Source organism: Burkholderia sp. Ac-20392, assembly GCF_017104585.1.
Lineage (GTDB): Bacteria > Pseudomonadota > Gammaproteobacteria > Burkholderiales > Burkholderiaceae > Burkholderia > Burkholderia lata.
Genome location: NZ_JAAGPB010000222.1, coordinates 1 through 13,413, shown reverse-complemented (window position 1 = coordinate 13,413; position 13,413 = coordinate 1). Strand labels below are relative to the sequence as shown.

13 protein-coding genes and 1 pseudogene are annotated in these 13,413 nt (G+C 66.3%); 5 read left to right on the top strand and 9 right to left on the bottom strand.

From position 1 onward, the window contains the following. From G3N99_RS22715 to G3N99_RS22705, 3 genes are all read right to left on the bottom strand, one after another. On the bottom strand, window positions 1-246 hold a 246-nt coding region (locus tag G3N99_RS22715), incomplete at its 3' end, for a DUF2486 family protein (protein ID WP_206123528.1). Window positions 247-271: 25 nt separating this feature from the next. After that, on the bottom strand, window positions 272-688 hold the full coding sequence (locus G3N99_RS22710) for a DNA polymerase III subunit chi (protein WP_039368072.1): 417 nt from the start codon (window positions 686-688) through the stop codon (window positions 272-274). Between the two features lie 34 nt (window positions 689-722). Then, the gene (locus tag G3N99_RS22705) at window positions 723-2,234 is read right to left on the bottom strand and encodes a leucyl aminopeptidase (protein ID WP_011352915.1); all 1,512 of its coding nucleotides are present in this window, start codon (window positions 2,232-2,234) and stop codon (window positions 723-725) included. A gap of 122 nt (window positions 2,235-2,356) precedes the next feature. On the opposite strand from G3N99_RS22705, the gene lptF reads away from it, so the two are divergent. The 3 genes from lptF to G3N99_RS22690 are packed head-to-tail and all read left to right on the top strand — an operon-like array spanning window position 2,357 to window position 5,011. Next, window positions 2,357-3,448 carry an LPS export ABC transporter permease LptF gene (gene lptF, locus G3N99_RS22700; RefSeq protein ID WP_174941582.1) on the top strand — a complete coding sequence of 364 codons (1,092 nt, stop codon included), beginning with the start codon at window positions 2,357-2,359 and terminating at the stop codon, window positions 3,446-3,448. A 3-nt stretch (window positions 3,449-3,451) separates the two neighbouring features. Beyond that, the gene (gene lptG / locus G3N99_RS22695; RefSeq protein WP_174941580.1) at window positions 3,452-4,600 is read left to right on the top strand and encodes an LPS export ABC transporter permease LptG; all 1,149 of its coding nucleotides are present in this window, start codon (window positions 3,452-3,454) and stop codon (window positions 4,598-4,600) included. A 27-nt stretch (window positions 4,601-4,627) separates the two neighbouring features. Continuing rightward, window positions 4,628-5,011 (top strand): CbiX/SirB N-terminal domain-containing protein, encoded by a 384-nt coding sequence (locus G3N99_RS22690; RefSeq protein ID WP_206123527.1) that lies wholly within the window; start codon window positions 4,628-4,630, stop codon window positions 5,009-5,011. An 81-nt stretch (window positions 5,012-5,092) separates the two neighbouring features. On the opposite strand, the gene cobA is transcribed toward G3N99_RS22690, so the two are convergent. From cobA to G3N99_RS22660, 6 genes are all read right to left on the bottom strand, one after another. Beyond that, the gene (gene cobA / locus G3N99_RS22685) at window positions 5,093-5,842 is read right to left on the bottom strand and encodes a uroporphyrinogen-III C-methyltransferase (protein ID WP_174941576.1); all 750 of its coding nucleotides are present in this window, start codon (window positions 5,840-5,842) and stop codon (window positions 5,093-5,095) included. Window positions 5,843-5,912: 70 nt separating this feature from the next. Further along, window positions 5,913-7,229 carry a sulfate adenylyltransferase subunit 1 gene (locus tag G3N99_RS22680; protein WP_174941574.1) on the bottom strand — a complete coding sequence of 439 codons (1,317 nt, stop codon included), beginning with the start codon at window positions 7,227-7,229 and terminating at the stop codon, window positions 5,913-5,915. 22 nt (window positions 7,230-7,251) lie between these two features. Beyond that, window positions 7,252-8,214: a sulfate adenylyltransferase subunit CysD gene (cysD, locus tag G3N99_RS22675; protein ID WP_174931664.1), complete on the bottom strand. Its 963-nt coding sequence runs from the start codon at window positions 8,212-8,214 to the stop codon at window positions 7,252-7,254. Window positions 8,215-8,290: 76 nt separating this feature from the next. After that, window positions 8,291-9,043 (bottom strand): phosphoadenylyl-sulfate reductase, encoded by a 753-nt coding sequence (locus tag G3N99_RS22670; protein ID WP_206123526.1) that lies wholly within the window; start codon window positions 9,041-9,043, stop codon window positions 8,291-8,293. Next, window positions 9,040-9,597 (bottom strand): DUF934 domain-containing protein, encoded by a 558-nt coding sequence (locus G3N99_RS22665; protein WP_174941571.1) that lies wholly within the window; start codon window positions 9,595-9,597, stop codon window positions 9,040-9,042. The genes G3N99_RS22670 and G3N99_RS22665 overlap by 4 nt, the downstream gene beginning before the upstream one ends. 25 nt (window positions 9,598-9,622) lie before the next feature. After that, window positions 9,623-11,302 (bottom strand): nitrite/sulfite reductase, encoded by a 1,680-nt coding sequence (locus G3N99_RS22660; protein ID WP_174941569.1) that lies wholly within the window; start codon window positions 11,300-11,302, stop codon window positions 9,623-9,625. A gap of 214 nt (window positions 11,303-11,516) precedes the next feature. Between G3N99_RS22660 and G3N99_RS22655 the strand changes: the two genes are divergently transcribed. Beyond that, complete coding sequence (locus G3N99_RS22655; protein ID WP_027785173.1) at window positions 11,517-12,458, top strand: CysB family HTH-type transcriptional regulator; 942 nt, start codon at window positions 11,517-11,519, stop codon at window positions 12,456-12,458. 64 nt (window positions 12,459-12,522) lie between these two features. Further along, window positions 12,523-13,410: pseudogene (locus G3N99_RS22650) on the top strand (ABC transporter substrate-binding protein); the annotation flags it as partial. Between the last annotated feature and the right edge of the window lie 3 nt (window positions 13,411-13,413).

Genomic DNA, 13,413 nt, shown 5'->3' with positions numbered 1-13,413 from the left:
GACCACCGGGACGTGCGGCGTCGGCACACGTTCGACCAAGACGGAATCGGGGTCAAGTGCACTTTGCGCGGGATCGGCCGGCGCCGCACCTGCGGCGTGCGGCGCGACCACTTCGGTGAGTACCGGAATCGCCGCGCTGGCAGGCGGCTGCGGTGCATCGGGCGCGGGCGCGCGCGCTGGCACCGGCTTGCCCGGCACCAGCACGTCGGTCAGCGTCGGGATCGAGGATGAATCGGCTTCTGTCACGGGAACACTCCGTTGACGGTGGCGGCTAGCTGCCCTGCTTGTAGTTGTTCAGCGCGTAGCCGCGGTCGCGGTAGAACCGGTAGCGGTCGCGGCCCGCGGCCAGCTCGTCCGGCGCATTGCCGACCACTTCGAGCAGGCGCTCGAAGCGGGCGAACTGCGCGGGCACGGCCGCGCCGAGGTTCAGCAGCACGTGATGATGCGGTGCGCGGTCGAGATCCGCGGCCAGCACGATGGGCGTGCCGGCTGCGTGCTCGCTGTCGACACCGCAATGCGGGATGAAATCGAGCGGCGAGAACGTCCAGAGCCGCTCGTCGAGCGCGCGCAGGCGCGCGGGCTCGGCGAGCACGACGACCGGCTGCCCGGCCAGGTAGGCCTTGCGCAGCAGCCGGCACGCGTACGCGAGCGAATCGCCGACGTTCGAGTGGAAATCGATCCGCGTCATTGCCCGCGTACCCGCAGCGTCGTCAACACCGCCATCACTGGCCGGCGCGGTCGATCAGGAACTGCGCGAGCAGCGGCACCGGACGGCCCGTCGCGCCCTTCGCTGCGCCACCCTTCCACGCGGTGCCCGCGATGTCGAGGTGGGCCCACGGATAGCTCTCGGTGAAGCGCGACAGGAAGCACGCGGCCGTCACGGCGCCGGCCGGACGCCCGCCGATGTTCGCGAGATCCGCGAAATTCGACTTCAGCTGATCCTGGTACTCGTCGTCGAGCGGCATGCGCCATGCCGGGTCGTTCGCTTCGCGCGACGCGTCGAGCAGTTCGCCCGCGAGCGCGTCGTCCGTCGAGAACAGGCCGCTGTTGTGGCCGCCCAGCGCGATCACGCACGCGCCCGTCAGCGTGGCGACGTCGATCACGGCGGCCGGCTTGAAGCGTTCGGCATACGTGAGCGCGTCGCACAGGATCAGACGGCCTTCGGCGTCGGTGTTCAGCACCTCGATCGTCAGGCCCTTCATGCTGGTGACGATGTCGCCCGGCTTCGTCGCGTTGCCGCCCGGCATGTTCTCGCAGGTCGGTACGATCGCGACGACGTTGATCTTCAGGCCCATCTCGGCGACCGCACGCATCGTGCCGAGCACCGAACCGGCGCCGCACATGTCGTACTTCATCTCGTCCATGCCCTCGCCCGGCTTCAGCGAGATGCCGCCCGTGTCGAACGTGATGCCCTTGCCGACCAGCACGACCGGTGCGGCCTTCGCGGCGGCGCCCTGGTAGTGCAGCACGATGAACTGCGGCGGCTCGACCGACGCGCGCGCGACCGACAGGAACGAGCCCATCTTCAGCGCCTGGATCTGCTTGAGGCCGAGCACTTCCGCCTTCAGGCCCCAATCCTTCGCGATCTTCTTCGCGGTGTTGCCGAGGTAGGTCGGCGTGCAGACGTTGCCCGGCAGGTTGCCGAGGTCGCGGGTGAGATCCATCCCGTTCGCGAGCGCGACGGCCTGCTTGACCGCGACCTTCGCGGCCTTTTCGTCGGACGGATCGACGCTGAACACGACGCGCTTGAGCGTGTGCGACGCCGGTTCCGGCTTGCTCTTCATCTGCGTGAAGCGGTAGGTCTCGTTGCGCAGCGCGAGAATCGCGGCACGCACGCCCCAGTCGGAGCTGCGCTCGTCGACCGGCAGTTGCGCGAGCGTGAACGTGACCTGGACGACCTTGGTCGCCAGCAGCGCGCGCCATGCGGCCGTCACGGCATCGTTATAGGCTTTCTGATTGAAAGCATCCTGCTTGCCGAGGCCGACGAGCAGCACGCGCGACGCGCCGATGCCCGACACTTCGTGCAGGAACAGCGTCTTGCCGCGCTTGCCGTCCATGTCGCCGGCCTTGATCACGCGCGAAATCAGCCCCTTGGTGGCCGTGTCGATGTCGAGCGCCGCGCCCGACAGGGTCTGCGCCTCGAAGATGCCGAGCACGATGCAGTCGGACTTCCCGGTCAGGAACCCCTTCGCCTCGCCTTTGCTCCAATCACAGCCTTTTATGCTAAAGTCCATCGCGCTTGTCCTCGGATAAAATCTGGGCTAAGGATGAAAGCCGCAATTATCCGCTATTTTTCCCGTGGCGGCGCGAGCGCTCCACCACGCGTGCGCAGCGTCCCGCCCTCTTCTCATCAAGAATGATCTTCGAACGCTCCCTCCAGCGCGAGCTTGCGTATACGGCTGGCGCCGTGTTCATGGTGCTGCTCACGATCATGCTCACGACGATGATGATCCGCATCGTCGGCTACGCCGCGTCCGGTGAAATCGATCCGCGGGACGTCCTCGTGCTGATCGGCCTCACCGTGATCGGCTACCTCGCCGTGATGCTCGTCGTCACGCTGTTCGTATCGATCCTGTTCGTGCTGACCCGGTGGTACCGGGACTCCGAAATGGTCGTGTGGCTGGCGTCGGGCGTGAGCCTCACGCGCCTCATCAAGCCGATCGGCGTGTTTGCCACGCCGATCATCCTGCTGATCGCCTTCTTCGCATTCGTCGGCTGGCCGTGGTCGAACCAGCAAAGCAAGATGATCAAGGCACGCTTCCAGCAGCGCGACGAGATCTCGCTGCTCGCGCCGGGCCAGTTCCGCGAATCGGCCTCGAACCACCGCGTCTTCTTCATCGAGAAGATGACGCCCGACCAGAGCAAGGTGCAGAACGTATTCGTGACCTCGACCGAGAACGGCAAGGTCAACGTGGTCGTGTCGCAGACGGGCCATACGGAAACGCGCGACGGCAGCCGCTTCGTCGTCCTGGAGGACGGCCGCCGCTACGACGGCACGCCCGGCCAGCCGAACTTCAAGATCATGGAGTTCGAGCGCTACGGCGTGAAGATCACGAGCACCCCGGTCACCAACGTGCAGACCACCAACAGCACACCGACGCCGGACCTGCTGCGCAACCCGACGAACGACAACCTCGCGGAATTCGCGTGGCGCGCGGGGCTGCCGCTGATCGCGATCAACCTGATGGTGCTCGGCATTCCGCTGTCGTACCAGAACCCGCGCCGCAGCCGCACGATCAACCTCGTGATGGCCGTACTGATCTATCTCACGTACTCGAACCTGCTGAACGTGGTGCAGTCGCAGATCGAGCAGGGCAAGATGTCGTTCGGCGTCGGCCTCGTCGGCCTGCATCTGGTCGTCGCGGTGATCGTCGCGTTCATCTTCTGGTTGCGCGTGCGCAATCGTCCGCTGTTTACACGCGCGCTGTTCGGCCGCTCGGGAGCATGATCGATGCGGCTCTATGAAAAGTACTTCGCGCGACAGATCTACGTCACGTTCGTCTTCATCCTGTTCGCGTTCTCGGGCCTGTTCTTCTTCTTCGACCTGATCAGCGAACTGAACTCGGTCGGGCACGGCAACTACAAGTTCGGCTACGCGGTGCTGCGCGTCGCGCTGCAGACCCCGTCACGCTTCTACGAAATCATCCCGGTCGCCGCGCTGATCAGCGCAATCTACGTGTTCGCGCAGATGGCCGCGAACTCGGAATTCACGATCTTCCGCGTGTCAGGTCTCGCGACCAACCAGGCGCTGCGCTCGCTCCTGAAGATCGGCGTGCCGCTCGTGATCGTCACCTACCTGATCGGCGAATTCGTCGGCCCGTACGCCGACCAGCTGTCCGAACGCGTACGGCTGCAGGCGCTCGGCGCGTCGGTGTCGTCGAACTTCCAGTCGGGCGTGTGGGTGAAGGACACGCTCGCGGCCCGTGAAAACGGCGAGCAGGTCACGCGCTTCGTCAACGTCGGCAGCCTGTCGCCCGACTCGACGATCAGCAACGTGCGCATCTACGAATTCGATTCGAAATTCCAGCTGCGCAACGTGCGGATCGCGCAGACGGGCCGCTACGAGCCGCCCGGCCACTGGCTGCTGAAGGGCGTCGATGAAACCGAACTGACGCCGATCAAGCCGATCAGCGGCCAGCCGGCCGACGCGCTGAACCCCGTATACCGGTCGCAGCAGGTATCGCTGCCCGAATACCGGCTGCGCTCGGACCTGACGCCGCAGATCCTGTCGGTGCTGCTCGTGTCGCCGGAGCGCATGTCGATCATCAACCTGTTCCGCTACATCCAGCACTTGCGCGAGAACCAGCAGGACACGCAGCGCTACGACATCGCGCTGTGGCGCAAGCTGCTGTATCCGTTCGCGGTGTTCGTGATGCTCGTGCTGTCGCTGCCGTTCGCGTACCTGCACACGCGTGCTGGCGTGGTCGGCGTGAAGGTGTTCGGCGGCATCATGCTCGGCATGAGCTTCCAGCTCCTCAATACGCTGTTCTCGCACATCGGCACGCTGAACACGTGGCCCGCGCCGCTCACCGCGGCGACGCCGGGCCTGATCTATCTCGCGCTCGGCCTGTTCGCGCTCAAGTGGGTCGACCGGCACTGAGCGCCGCGTCACGACGGAGGCTTCGACATGAGTTCGCACGGCATCGTCCTGTTCGGCCACGGCGCTCGCGACCCGCGCTGGGCCGAGCCGTTCGAGCGGCTCGCCGCGCGGCTGCGCGGCGCCCCCTCCCCCGCTGCACACGTGTCGCTCGCGTTCCTCGAACTGATGACGCCGTCGCTCGGTGACGCGATCGCCACGCAGGTCGCGGCCGGCTGCTCGCACATCACCGTGGTACCGGTGTTCTTCGGCCAGGGCGGCCATGTCCGCCGCGACCTGCCGCAGCTCGTCGACGCATGCCGCGCCGCGCATCCCGGTGTCGAGATCCGCTGCGCGACGGCCGTTGGCGAAAACGACGGCGTGCTCGACGCGATCGCGCGCTACTGCATCGACCAGATCGGCGACGGCGCGTAACTCGCGCAATCACGGCCCACAAAGAAAAAGCGCTGGCTTCCGCCAGCGCTTTTTTCGTTTGGGACTCCAGCCGGATTCCGCTCAGGCCGCATTTCGCAGCGCATCCCCTGCTTTCGCCTGCCCGGCGCGCTCGGCAAACGCATCGCCGATCATCAGCAGGCTCGGTTCCGCAGGATCGAGCCACGCCTGCGCGTCACCCGCCGCCATCTGCGCGAGCGTCAGCGTCAGCGTGCGTTCGCGCGCGGTGCTGCACGCCTCGACGATCGCCACGGGCGTCGCCGGCGCGCGGCCTGCGTCGATCAGCTCCTGCGCGATGCCCGGTGCGCTGTCGCGGCCCATGTAATAGACCATCGAATCGGCGCGCGCGGCTTCGCGAATCTCGTCGCTGCCCGGCGCACGGCTGTGCGTCGCGAACGCGACGCTGCGCGACACGCCGCGCAACGTCAGCGAACGCTTCAGCGTCGCCGCCCCGGCCAGCGCCGCGGTGATGCCCGGCACGACCTCGTAGTCGATGCCGGCCGCTTCCAGCGCGCGCATCTCCTCTTCGGCACGACCGAACAGCATCGGGTCGCCGCCCTTCAGCCGCACGACGCACGCATGCTCGCGTGCCGCATCGACGATCTGCTTGTTGATGAAGTGCTGCGCGGTCGAGCGCTGCCCGCAGCGTTTGCCGACCGCGATCCGGCGCGCATTCGGCGCGTAGTCGAGCATCGCGGGCTCGACGAGCGCGTCGTGCAGCACGACGTCCGCCTGCCCGAGCAGCCGCGCGCCGCGCACCGTGATGAGGTCGGCCGCGCCCGGCCCTGCTCCGATCAGATACACCTTGCCCATGTTTGTCGCTTCGCCTTCCAGCGGGCGTCGGCTCCGGTCCGCGCCGCCGCAAAGCGGCGCGGCTTCCCGGTTACGCCGAGAACGCCCGGATCATCCCTGCGGCGACCGTGTGGTGCGTCGCCTCGTCGATCAGCACGAACGCACCGGTACCCGGATGCGCGTCGTACGTGTCGCAGACGATCGGCTTCTGCAGCGTCAGCGCGACGCGGCCGATGTCGTTCATCTTCAGATCGTGACGGTCGGTCGCGTGCGACAGCGTATGCACGTCGAGCACCTGCTTGACGCCACCGATCTTCGCGAACACCGTGCTGGTGGTCTGCTTCAGCAGGTACTTGCGCTGCGGCGACAGCGGCGTCTCGTCGAACCAGCACAGATCGGCTTCGAGCTTCTTCGCCGGCTCGACCGGCTCGCCGGACGTGACGAACATGTCGCCGCGCGACACGTCGACGTCTTCCGCGAGGCGGATCGTCACGGCCTGGCCCGCGAACGCGTGCGGGACGGACGCAGTGCCGCCCGGCACCGGCGCGACGATCTCGGCGATCGTCGCCGTGCGGTTCGACGGCAGCACGACGATCTCGTCGCCGACCTTCACTTCACCCGACTCGATACGGCCCATGTAGCCGCGGAAATCGTCGGCCGAGCTGCCGTCCTGGCGCGCGACCCACTGCACCGGGAAGCGCAGCGCGTCATGCGCCTGCGTCTCGACCGGCAGCGATTCGAGTACGTCGAGCAGCGGCTCGCCCGCGTACCACGGCATGCGCTCGCTCGCGCCGACGATGTTGTCGCCCTTCAGCGCCGACACCGGCACGAAGCGCACGTCGGTAAGGCCGAGCTGCTTCGCGAGCGTGACGTACGCGTCGCGGATCTCGTTGAAGCGCGCTTCGCTGTAGTCGACGAGGTCCATCTTGTTGATCGCGACGATCACGTGCTGCAGCGCGAGCAGCTTGACGATCGCGCTGTGGCGCTTGGTCTGCGGCAGCAGGTCGGCCACGCCGTTCTCGACCGTCACGCGCGTCGCGTCGATCAGGATGATCGCCGCGTGCGCGGTCGATGCGCCCGTCACCATGTTGCGCGTGTACTGCTCGTGGCCCGGCGTATCGGCGATGATGAACTTGCGCTTCGCGGTCGCGAAGTAGCGGTACGCGACGTCGATCGTGATGCCCTGTTCGCGCTCGGCTTCGAGGCCGTCGGTCAGCAGCGCGAGGTCGAGCTCGTCGCCGACCGTGCGCTTGTTCTTCGCACGCGACAGCGCGGACAGCTGGTCGGACAGCACGGCCTTGCTGTCGTACAGCAGGCGGCCGATCAGCGTGCTCTTGCCGTCGTCGACGCTGCCTGCGGTAATGAAGCGCAGCACGCCGAGGTCTTCGGTGTTCTCGATGATGCTCATGATGTGAATGTCCTCGTGTGCTTCAGAAATAACCTTGCTTCTTGCGCTGTTCCATCGCGGCTTCGGAGGCCTGGTCGTCCATCCGGGTCGCGCCGCGTTCGGTGATCTCGGTCACCGCCGTCTCGGCGATGATCTTCTCGACGTCGTCCGCGTCGCTCTCGACCGGGCACGTGCAGGAAATGTCGCCGACCGTGCGGAAGCGCACCTGCGCGAGTTCGCTCGTCTCGCCGTCACGCATCGGCGTGAGCGGCGTGACGGGCACGAGCAGCCCGTTGCGGCGCACGATCTCGCGCTCGTGCGCGTAGTAGATCGACGGCAGTTCGAGGTTCTCGCGCGCGATGTACTGCCACACGTCGAGCTCGGTCCAGTTCGAGATCGGGAACACGCGCAGGTGCTCACCCTTGTGCAGGCGGGCGTTGTACAGGCTCCACAGTTCCGGGCGCTGCGCCTTCGGATCCCACTGGCCGAATTCGTCGCGGAACGAGAAGATCCGTTCCTTCGCCCGCGCCTTCTCTTCGTCGCGGCGCGCGCCGCCGATCAGCGCCGTGTAGCCATGCTGCTCGATCGTCTCGAGCAACGTGACGGCCTGCGCGGCATTGCGCGAATCGGTTTCGCGGCGCAGCACGACCGTGCCGCGCTTGATCGAATCCTCGACGTGGCCGACGACCAGCTCGGCGCCGAGCTCTTGCGCGCGGCGATCGCGGAAATCGATCACTTCTTCGTAGTTGTGGCCCGTATCGATGTGCACGAGCGGGAACGGCAGCGTCGTCTTGCGGTTCGCACCGAGGCCGAATGCTTTCAGTGCCAGATGCAGCACGACGACCGAATCCTTGCCGCCCGAGAACAACAGCGCCGGCTTGCTGCATTCGGCGACCAGTTCGCGCAGGATGTGGATCGACTCGGCTTCGAGCCAGTCGAGGTGGCCCATGCGGCTGTCGGCACCGGCGGGCGGGGCAAAGGCGGATTGCTCGAGCGTCGTGCTCATGATTTCAGTCCTTCTCTTCTGGGTTCGTGCCGCCCGCTGTCGCCGGCGGCGCAATATTCAGTTTCTTGTCAGGCTTTCAGTGTGCGGCGCCGGCTTCGGCTTCCGCGGGAATCGGCGTGATCGTCGTGATGTGCAGCCCGCATTCCTTCGTATCGCGCGACTCCCACCACCAGCGGCCCGCGCGGCTGTCCTCGCCGGGGCGGATCGCCCGCGTACACGGCTCGCAGCCGATGCTCGGGTAGCCGCGCGCATGCAGCGGATTCACCGGCACGTCAAACGCATTAAGGTACGCCCACACGTCGCTTTCCGTCCAGTCGGCGAGCGGATTGTACTTCGCGATCCCGCGCGCTTCGTCCTGTTCTTCCTCGTGCAGCTCGGCACGCGTAACCGACTGCTCGCGGCGCTGGCCCGTGACCCATGCGCCGACGTCCGCGAGCGCGCGATTCAGCGGCTCGACCTTGCGGATGTGGCAGCACGACTTGCGCAGCTCGACGCTCTCGTAGAACGCGTTCAGGCCGTGCTCGGCGACGTACTGGTCGACCGCGTCCTGAAGCGGATGGAACTGCTCGATCTCGTAGCCGTAGCGCTCGCGCACGCGGTCGATCATGCCGAGCGTTTCCGTGTGCAGGCGGCCCGTGTTCAGCGAGAAGATGCCGATTCGCGCGCCCTTCGACAGGATCGCATGCGTCAGCAGCATGTCTTCCGCCGCGAGGCTGCTCGCGAACTTCACCTTCTCGTGACGGGCACCGATCTGCGCGAGCAGCGCGTCGAGGCGCTCGACCTTCGCGGCGAGCTCCGGCGTCAGCGCGGTGGCGGTCGCGGTGCTCATGCGCTCACCTTCGCTTCGGGCGTCGCTGCGTCTGCCGACGCGGCGCGGCGGCGGAACAGCGGTTCGGGCTGGTCGAACGCGCCCTGGTAACGCTGCGTGAATTCCGTGAACGCATTCAGCGCGTCGTGAATGTCCTTGTCGGCGCGCACCGCGTATGCGTCGAAGCCGCAACGCGACATGTACAGCAACTGGTCGCGCAGCACGTCGCCGATCGCACGCAGTTCGCCCGTCCAGCCGTGGCGCTCGCGCAGCAGGCGCCCGATGCTGTAGCCGCGGCCGTCCGCGAAGCGCGGGAACTCGACGGCGACCAGCGAAATCGCGCCGAAATCGGCCACGAGATCGGCCGGCTCGCTGTCCGGTGCGAGCCACACGCCGAGCTCGTCCTTCGTCTTCGCGGCGACGAGCGCCGCGCGCTCGGCCTGCCACAACGCGAACGGCACCAGCACCTTGCCGGCCGGCAACGCGTCGACCGCGGGCAGTGCACCGTCTTCTGCCGCGCGCACGACCTGCCATGCATCGTCGATCACTGCGCGGTTCTTGATAATCGAAGCCATCTGCTAATTCCTTCTACCCGGTTGGTTACGCGTTCACTGCCTGGCGCGCCGCATACACGCGCTCCTTGAACGGCGCGATGCCGATGCGATCGTACGTTTCGACGAAGCGCTCGCCGTCGACGCGCGATTCGACGAACGTGTCGATCAGCTTCGCGATCACGTCGGGCACTTCTTCCGCCGAGAACGACGGTCCGATCACGCGGCCCAGGCGCGCACCGTTCTGGCCCGTGCCCTGCTCGCCGCCGAGCGACACCTGGTACCACTCGGCGCCGTCCTTGTCGACGCCGAGGATGCCGATGTTGCCGACGTGGTGGTGACCGCACGAGTTCATGCAACCGGAAATGTTCAGCGACAGGTCGCCGAGGTCGTACACATAGTCGAGGTCGTCGAAACGCTGCTGGATCGCCAGCGCGATCGGGATCGACTTCGCGTTCGCGAGCGAGCAGAAGTCGCCGCCCGGGCACGCGATGATGTCGGTCAGCAGGCCGATGTTCGGCGTCGCGAAGCCGGCTGCCTTCGCCTTTTCCCACACCGCGAACAGGTCGCGCTTCTTCACGTTCGCGAGAATCAGGTTCTGCTCGTGCGACACGCGCAGCTCGCCGAACGAGTATGCGTCGGCCCAGTCGGCCACCAGATCCATCTGCTGGTCGGTCGCATCGCCCGGCGCGACCCGGTGATCCTTCAGCGACAGCGTGACGGCTGCATAGCCGGCCACCTTGTGCGGCGCAACGTTACGCTCGACCCAGCGCGCGAACGCCTTGTTCTCGAGCAGGTGCTGTTCGAACGATGCATCGGTGTCGGCCAGCTTCTCGTAGACGGGCGGCTGGAAGTACTGCGACACGCGATCGACTTCCGCCTGCGTGAGCGTCGACGGGCCGTCCTTCAGGTGCTGCCACTCTTCCTCGACCTGCTGCGCGAACTTCGCGGGCGACAGCGCCTTCACGAGGATCTTGATACGCGCCTTGTACAGGTTGTCGCGGCGGCCGTAACGGTTGTACACGCGCAGCACGGCTTCGCAGTAGGTGAGCAGGTGCTGCCACGGCAGGTCTTCCTTGATCACCGCGCCGATGATCGGCGTACGGCCGAGGCCGCCGCCCGCGAGGATGCTCGCGACCACTTCGCCCTGCGCGTTCTTCTTCAGGTACACGCCGAGGTCGTGGATCTGCACGGCCGCGCGGTCGTCCTTCGAGCCCGACACCGCGATCTTGAACTTGCGCGGCAGCCATGCGAATTCGGGATGGAACGTCGACCACTGACGCAGGATTTCCGACCACGGACGCGGATCGATCTCTTCGTCCTGGGCAACACCAGCGAACTGGTCGGCCGTGATGTTGCGGATGCAGTTGCCCGACGTCTGGATGCCGTGCATCTGCACCGACGCGAGCTTCGCGAGGATCTCGGGCGTGTCTTCCAGCTCGATCCAGTTGAACTGGATGTTCGAGCGGGTCGAGAAGTGGCCGTAGCCGCGGTCGTGTTCGCGGGCGATGCGCGCCAGCATCCGGAGCTGGTCGCTGCGCAGGTTGCCGTACGGAATCGCGATGCGGTGCATGTACGCGTGGCGCTGCATGTACAGGCCGTTCTGCAGGCGCAGCGGACGAAACTCTTCTTCGCTCAACTCGCCCGACAGCCGGCGGCGCACCTGATCGCGGTACTGCGCGACACGCTCGTCGACGATCGTCTGGTCGTATTGGTCGTACTGATACATTCGGGGACCCCAGGGTTTTCGTGGTGACCGCGCGACGTCCTAGCCACGTCGCGCCCGAATCTCCGTTCCGCCGTCACCGCCCCCAACCGCTGCCGGGTGGATTGCTAATGACGAAAACAGATATCCATATTTGAAAAACTCCGGTGAATCGTAATAAACTCGCCTTATATTTCAAACGACTAAAAAATTCTGTTGATATGCGGAAGGGTTATAAATGAACCTGCACCAATTTCGCTTCGTGCGCGAGGCCGTCCGGCAGAATTTCAATCTCACCGAGGCCGCCAAGGCGCTCTACACGTCGCAACCGGGGGTATCGAAGGCGATCATCGAGCTCGAGGACGAGCTGGGCGTGGAGATCTTCACGCGGCACGGCAAGCGCGTGCGCTCGCTCACCGAGCCGGGCAGGATCATCCTCGCGTCGGTCGAGCGGATTCTCCAGGAGGTTGAAAGCCTTAAAAGGGTCGGAAAAGATTATGCGGCGCAGGATCAGGGCAACCTGACCATCGCCGCGACCCACACGCAGGCCCGCTACTCGCTGCCGGCCGCGATCGCCGAGTTCAAGAAGCGCTTCCCGAAGGTCCACCTGTCGATCCTGCAGGGCAGCCCGACGCAGGTAGCCGAGATGGTGATCCACGACCAGGCCGATCTCGCGATCGCGACCGAGGCGATCTCCGACTACAAGGAGCTCGTGTCGCTGCCCTGCTTCCAGTGGCACCACGCGGCCGTCGTGCCGGCCGACCATCCGCTGCTCGAGCGCAAGCCGGTCACGCTCGACGATCTCGCGCAGTACCCGCTGATTACGTACGACGACGCATTCGCGGGCCGCAAGAAGATCAACCATGCGTTCGCGCTGCGCGGGCTGTCGCCGGACATTGTGCTCGAGGCGATCGACGCCGACGTGATCAAGACCTACGTCGAACTCGGCCTCGGCGTCGGGATCATGGCCGACATCGCGTTCAACCCCGAGCGCGACCGCGGCCTGCGGCTGATCCCGGTCGGCCACCTGTTCGGCAGCAACGTGACGCGCGTCGCACTCAAGCAGGGCGCCTATCTGCGCAGCTATGTGTATACGCTCGTCGAGCTGCTGTCGCCGACGCTGAACCGCAAGCTGATCGAGCAGGCGCTCAAGGGCGAATCCGAATCGTACGAACTCTGAGCGGCGTGTATAAACACGGGGGCGCACATCGCGCCCCTTTTTGCTGTCCGACGGAGAATTCCGCATGACGCTTCCCGCCCTGTTGCGCCGCGCCACTGCCGGCGCCCTCGTACTGGCCTGCGCCACCGCGCATGCCGACCTGAAGGTCGGCGTCGACCTGTCGTCGACCGGCCCGGCCGCCGCGATCGGCATCACGAGCAAGAACGCGATCCTGATGTGGCCGAAGACGATCGCCGGGCAGCCGGTCCAGGTGACGGTGCTCGACGATGCATCCGACCCGGGCACCGCGGTGCGCAACATCCGCAAGCTGGTCGACGAGAATCATGTCGACGTCGTGGTCGGGCCGAACATCACGCCGGCCGCGCTCGCGGCGCTCGATGCAGTGGCCGCCGGGCAGACGCCGATGATCACGCTGGTCGGTTCCGGCGCGATCGTCGAGCCGCAGGAAGGCGCGCGGACCTGGGCGTTCAAGATGGCGCAGAGCGACAGCGCGATGGCCGACGTGATGACGCGCTACATGGCGAACCACGGCGTGAAGACGGTCGGCTTCATCGGCTTCGCGGACAGCTACGGCGACAGCTGGCTGAACGAGTTCACGCGCTTCGCGGACCTGCGCAAGATCCGCGTGGTCGCGACCGAGCGCTTCAACCGCACCGACGCGAGCGTCACCGGTCAGGCGCTGAAGCTGATCGCGGCGAAACCCGACGCGATCCTGATCGCGGGCTCCGGCACGCCGGCCGTGCTGCCGCAACGCACGCTGATCGAACGCGGCTACAAGGGCCCGATCTACCAGACGCACGGAATCGCGACGCCGGAATTCATCAAGCTGGGTGGCAAGGACGTCGACGGGACGCTGTTCCCGACCCAGCCGGTAGTCGTCGCGCGCACGCTGCCGGCCGATCACCCGGCCCGCAAGGCCGCGCTCGCGTTCGTCGACGCGTACGAAGCGAAGTAA

Excerpts from the sequence above, each read along its gene's own strand:
- lptF (WP_174941582.1), top strand. The coding sequence starts at position 2,357 with ATGATCTTCGAACGCTCCCTCCAGCGCGAGCTTGCGTATACGGCTGGC.
- G3N99_RS22690 (WP_206123527.1), top strand. The coding sequence starts at position 4,628 with ATGAGTTCGCACGGCATCGTCCTGTTCGGCCACGGCGCTCGCGACCCG.
- G3N99_RS22660 (WP_174941569.1), bottom strand. The coding sequence starts at position 11,302 with ATGTATCAGTACGACCAATACGACCAGACGATCGTCGACGAGCGTGTC.
- G3N99_RS22705 (WP_011352915.1), bottom strand. The coding sequence starts at position 2,234 with ATGGACTTTAGCATAAAAGGCTGTGATTGGAGCAAAGGCGAGGCGAAG.
- G3N99_RS22655 (WP_027785173.1), top strand. The coding sequence starts at position 11,517 with ATGAACCTGCACCAATTTCGCTTCGTGCGCGAGGCCGTCCGGCAGAAT.
- cysD (WP_174931664.1), bottom strand. The coding sequence starts at position 8,214 with ATGAGCACGACGCTCGAGCAATCCGCCTTTGCCCCGCCCGCCGGTGCC.
- G3N99_RS22670 (WP_206123526.1), bottom strand. The coding sequence starts at position 9,043 with ATGAGCACCGCGACCGCCACCGCGCTGACGCCGGAGCTCGCCGCGAAG.
- G3N99_RS22680 (WP_174941574.1), bottom strand. The coding sequence starts at position 7,229 with ATGAGCATCATCGAGAACACCGAAGACCTCGGCGTGCTGCGCTTCATT.
- G3N99_RS22665 (WP_174941571.1), bottom strand. The coding sequence starts at position 9,597 with ATGGCTTCGATTATCAAGAACCGCGCAGTGATCGACGATGCATGGCAG.
- cobA (WP_174941576.1), bottom strand. The coding sequence starts at position 5,842 with ATGGGCAAGGTGTATCTGATCGGAGCAGGGCCGGGCGCGGCCGACCTC.
- G3N99_RS22710 (WP_039368072.1), bottom strand. The coding sequence starts at position 688 with ATGACGCGGATCGATTTCCACTCGAACGTCGGCGATTCGCTCGCGTAC.
- lptG (WP_174941580.1), top strand. The coding sequence starts at position 3,452 with ATGCGGCTCTATGAAAAGTACTTCGCGCGACAGATCTACGTCACGTTC.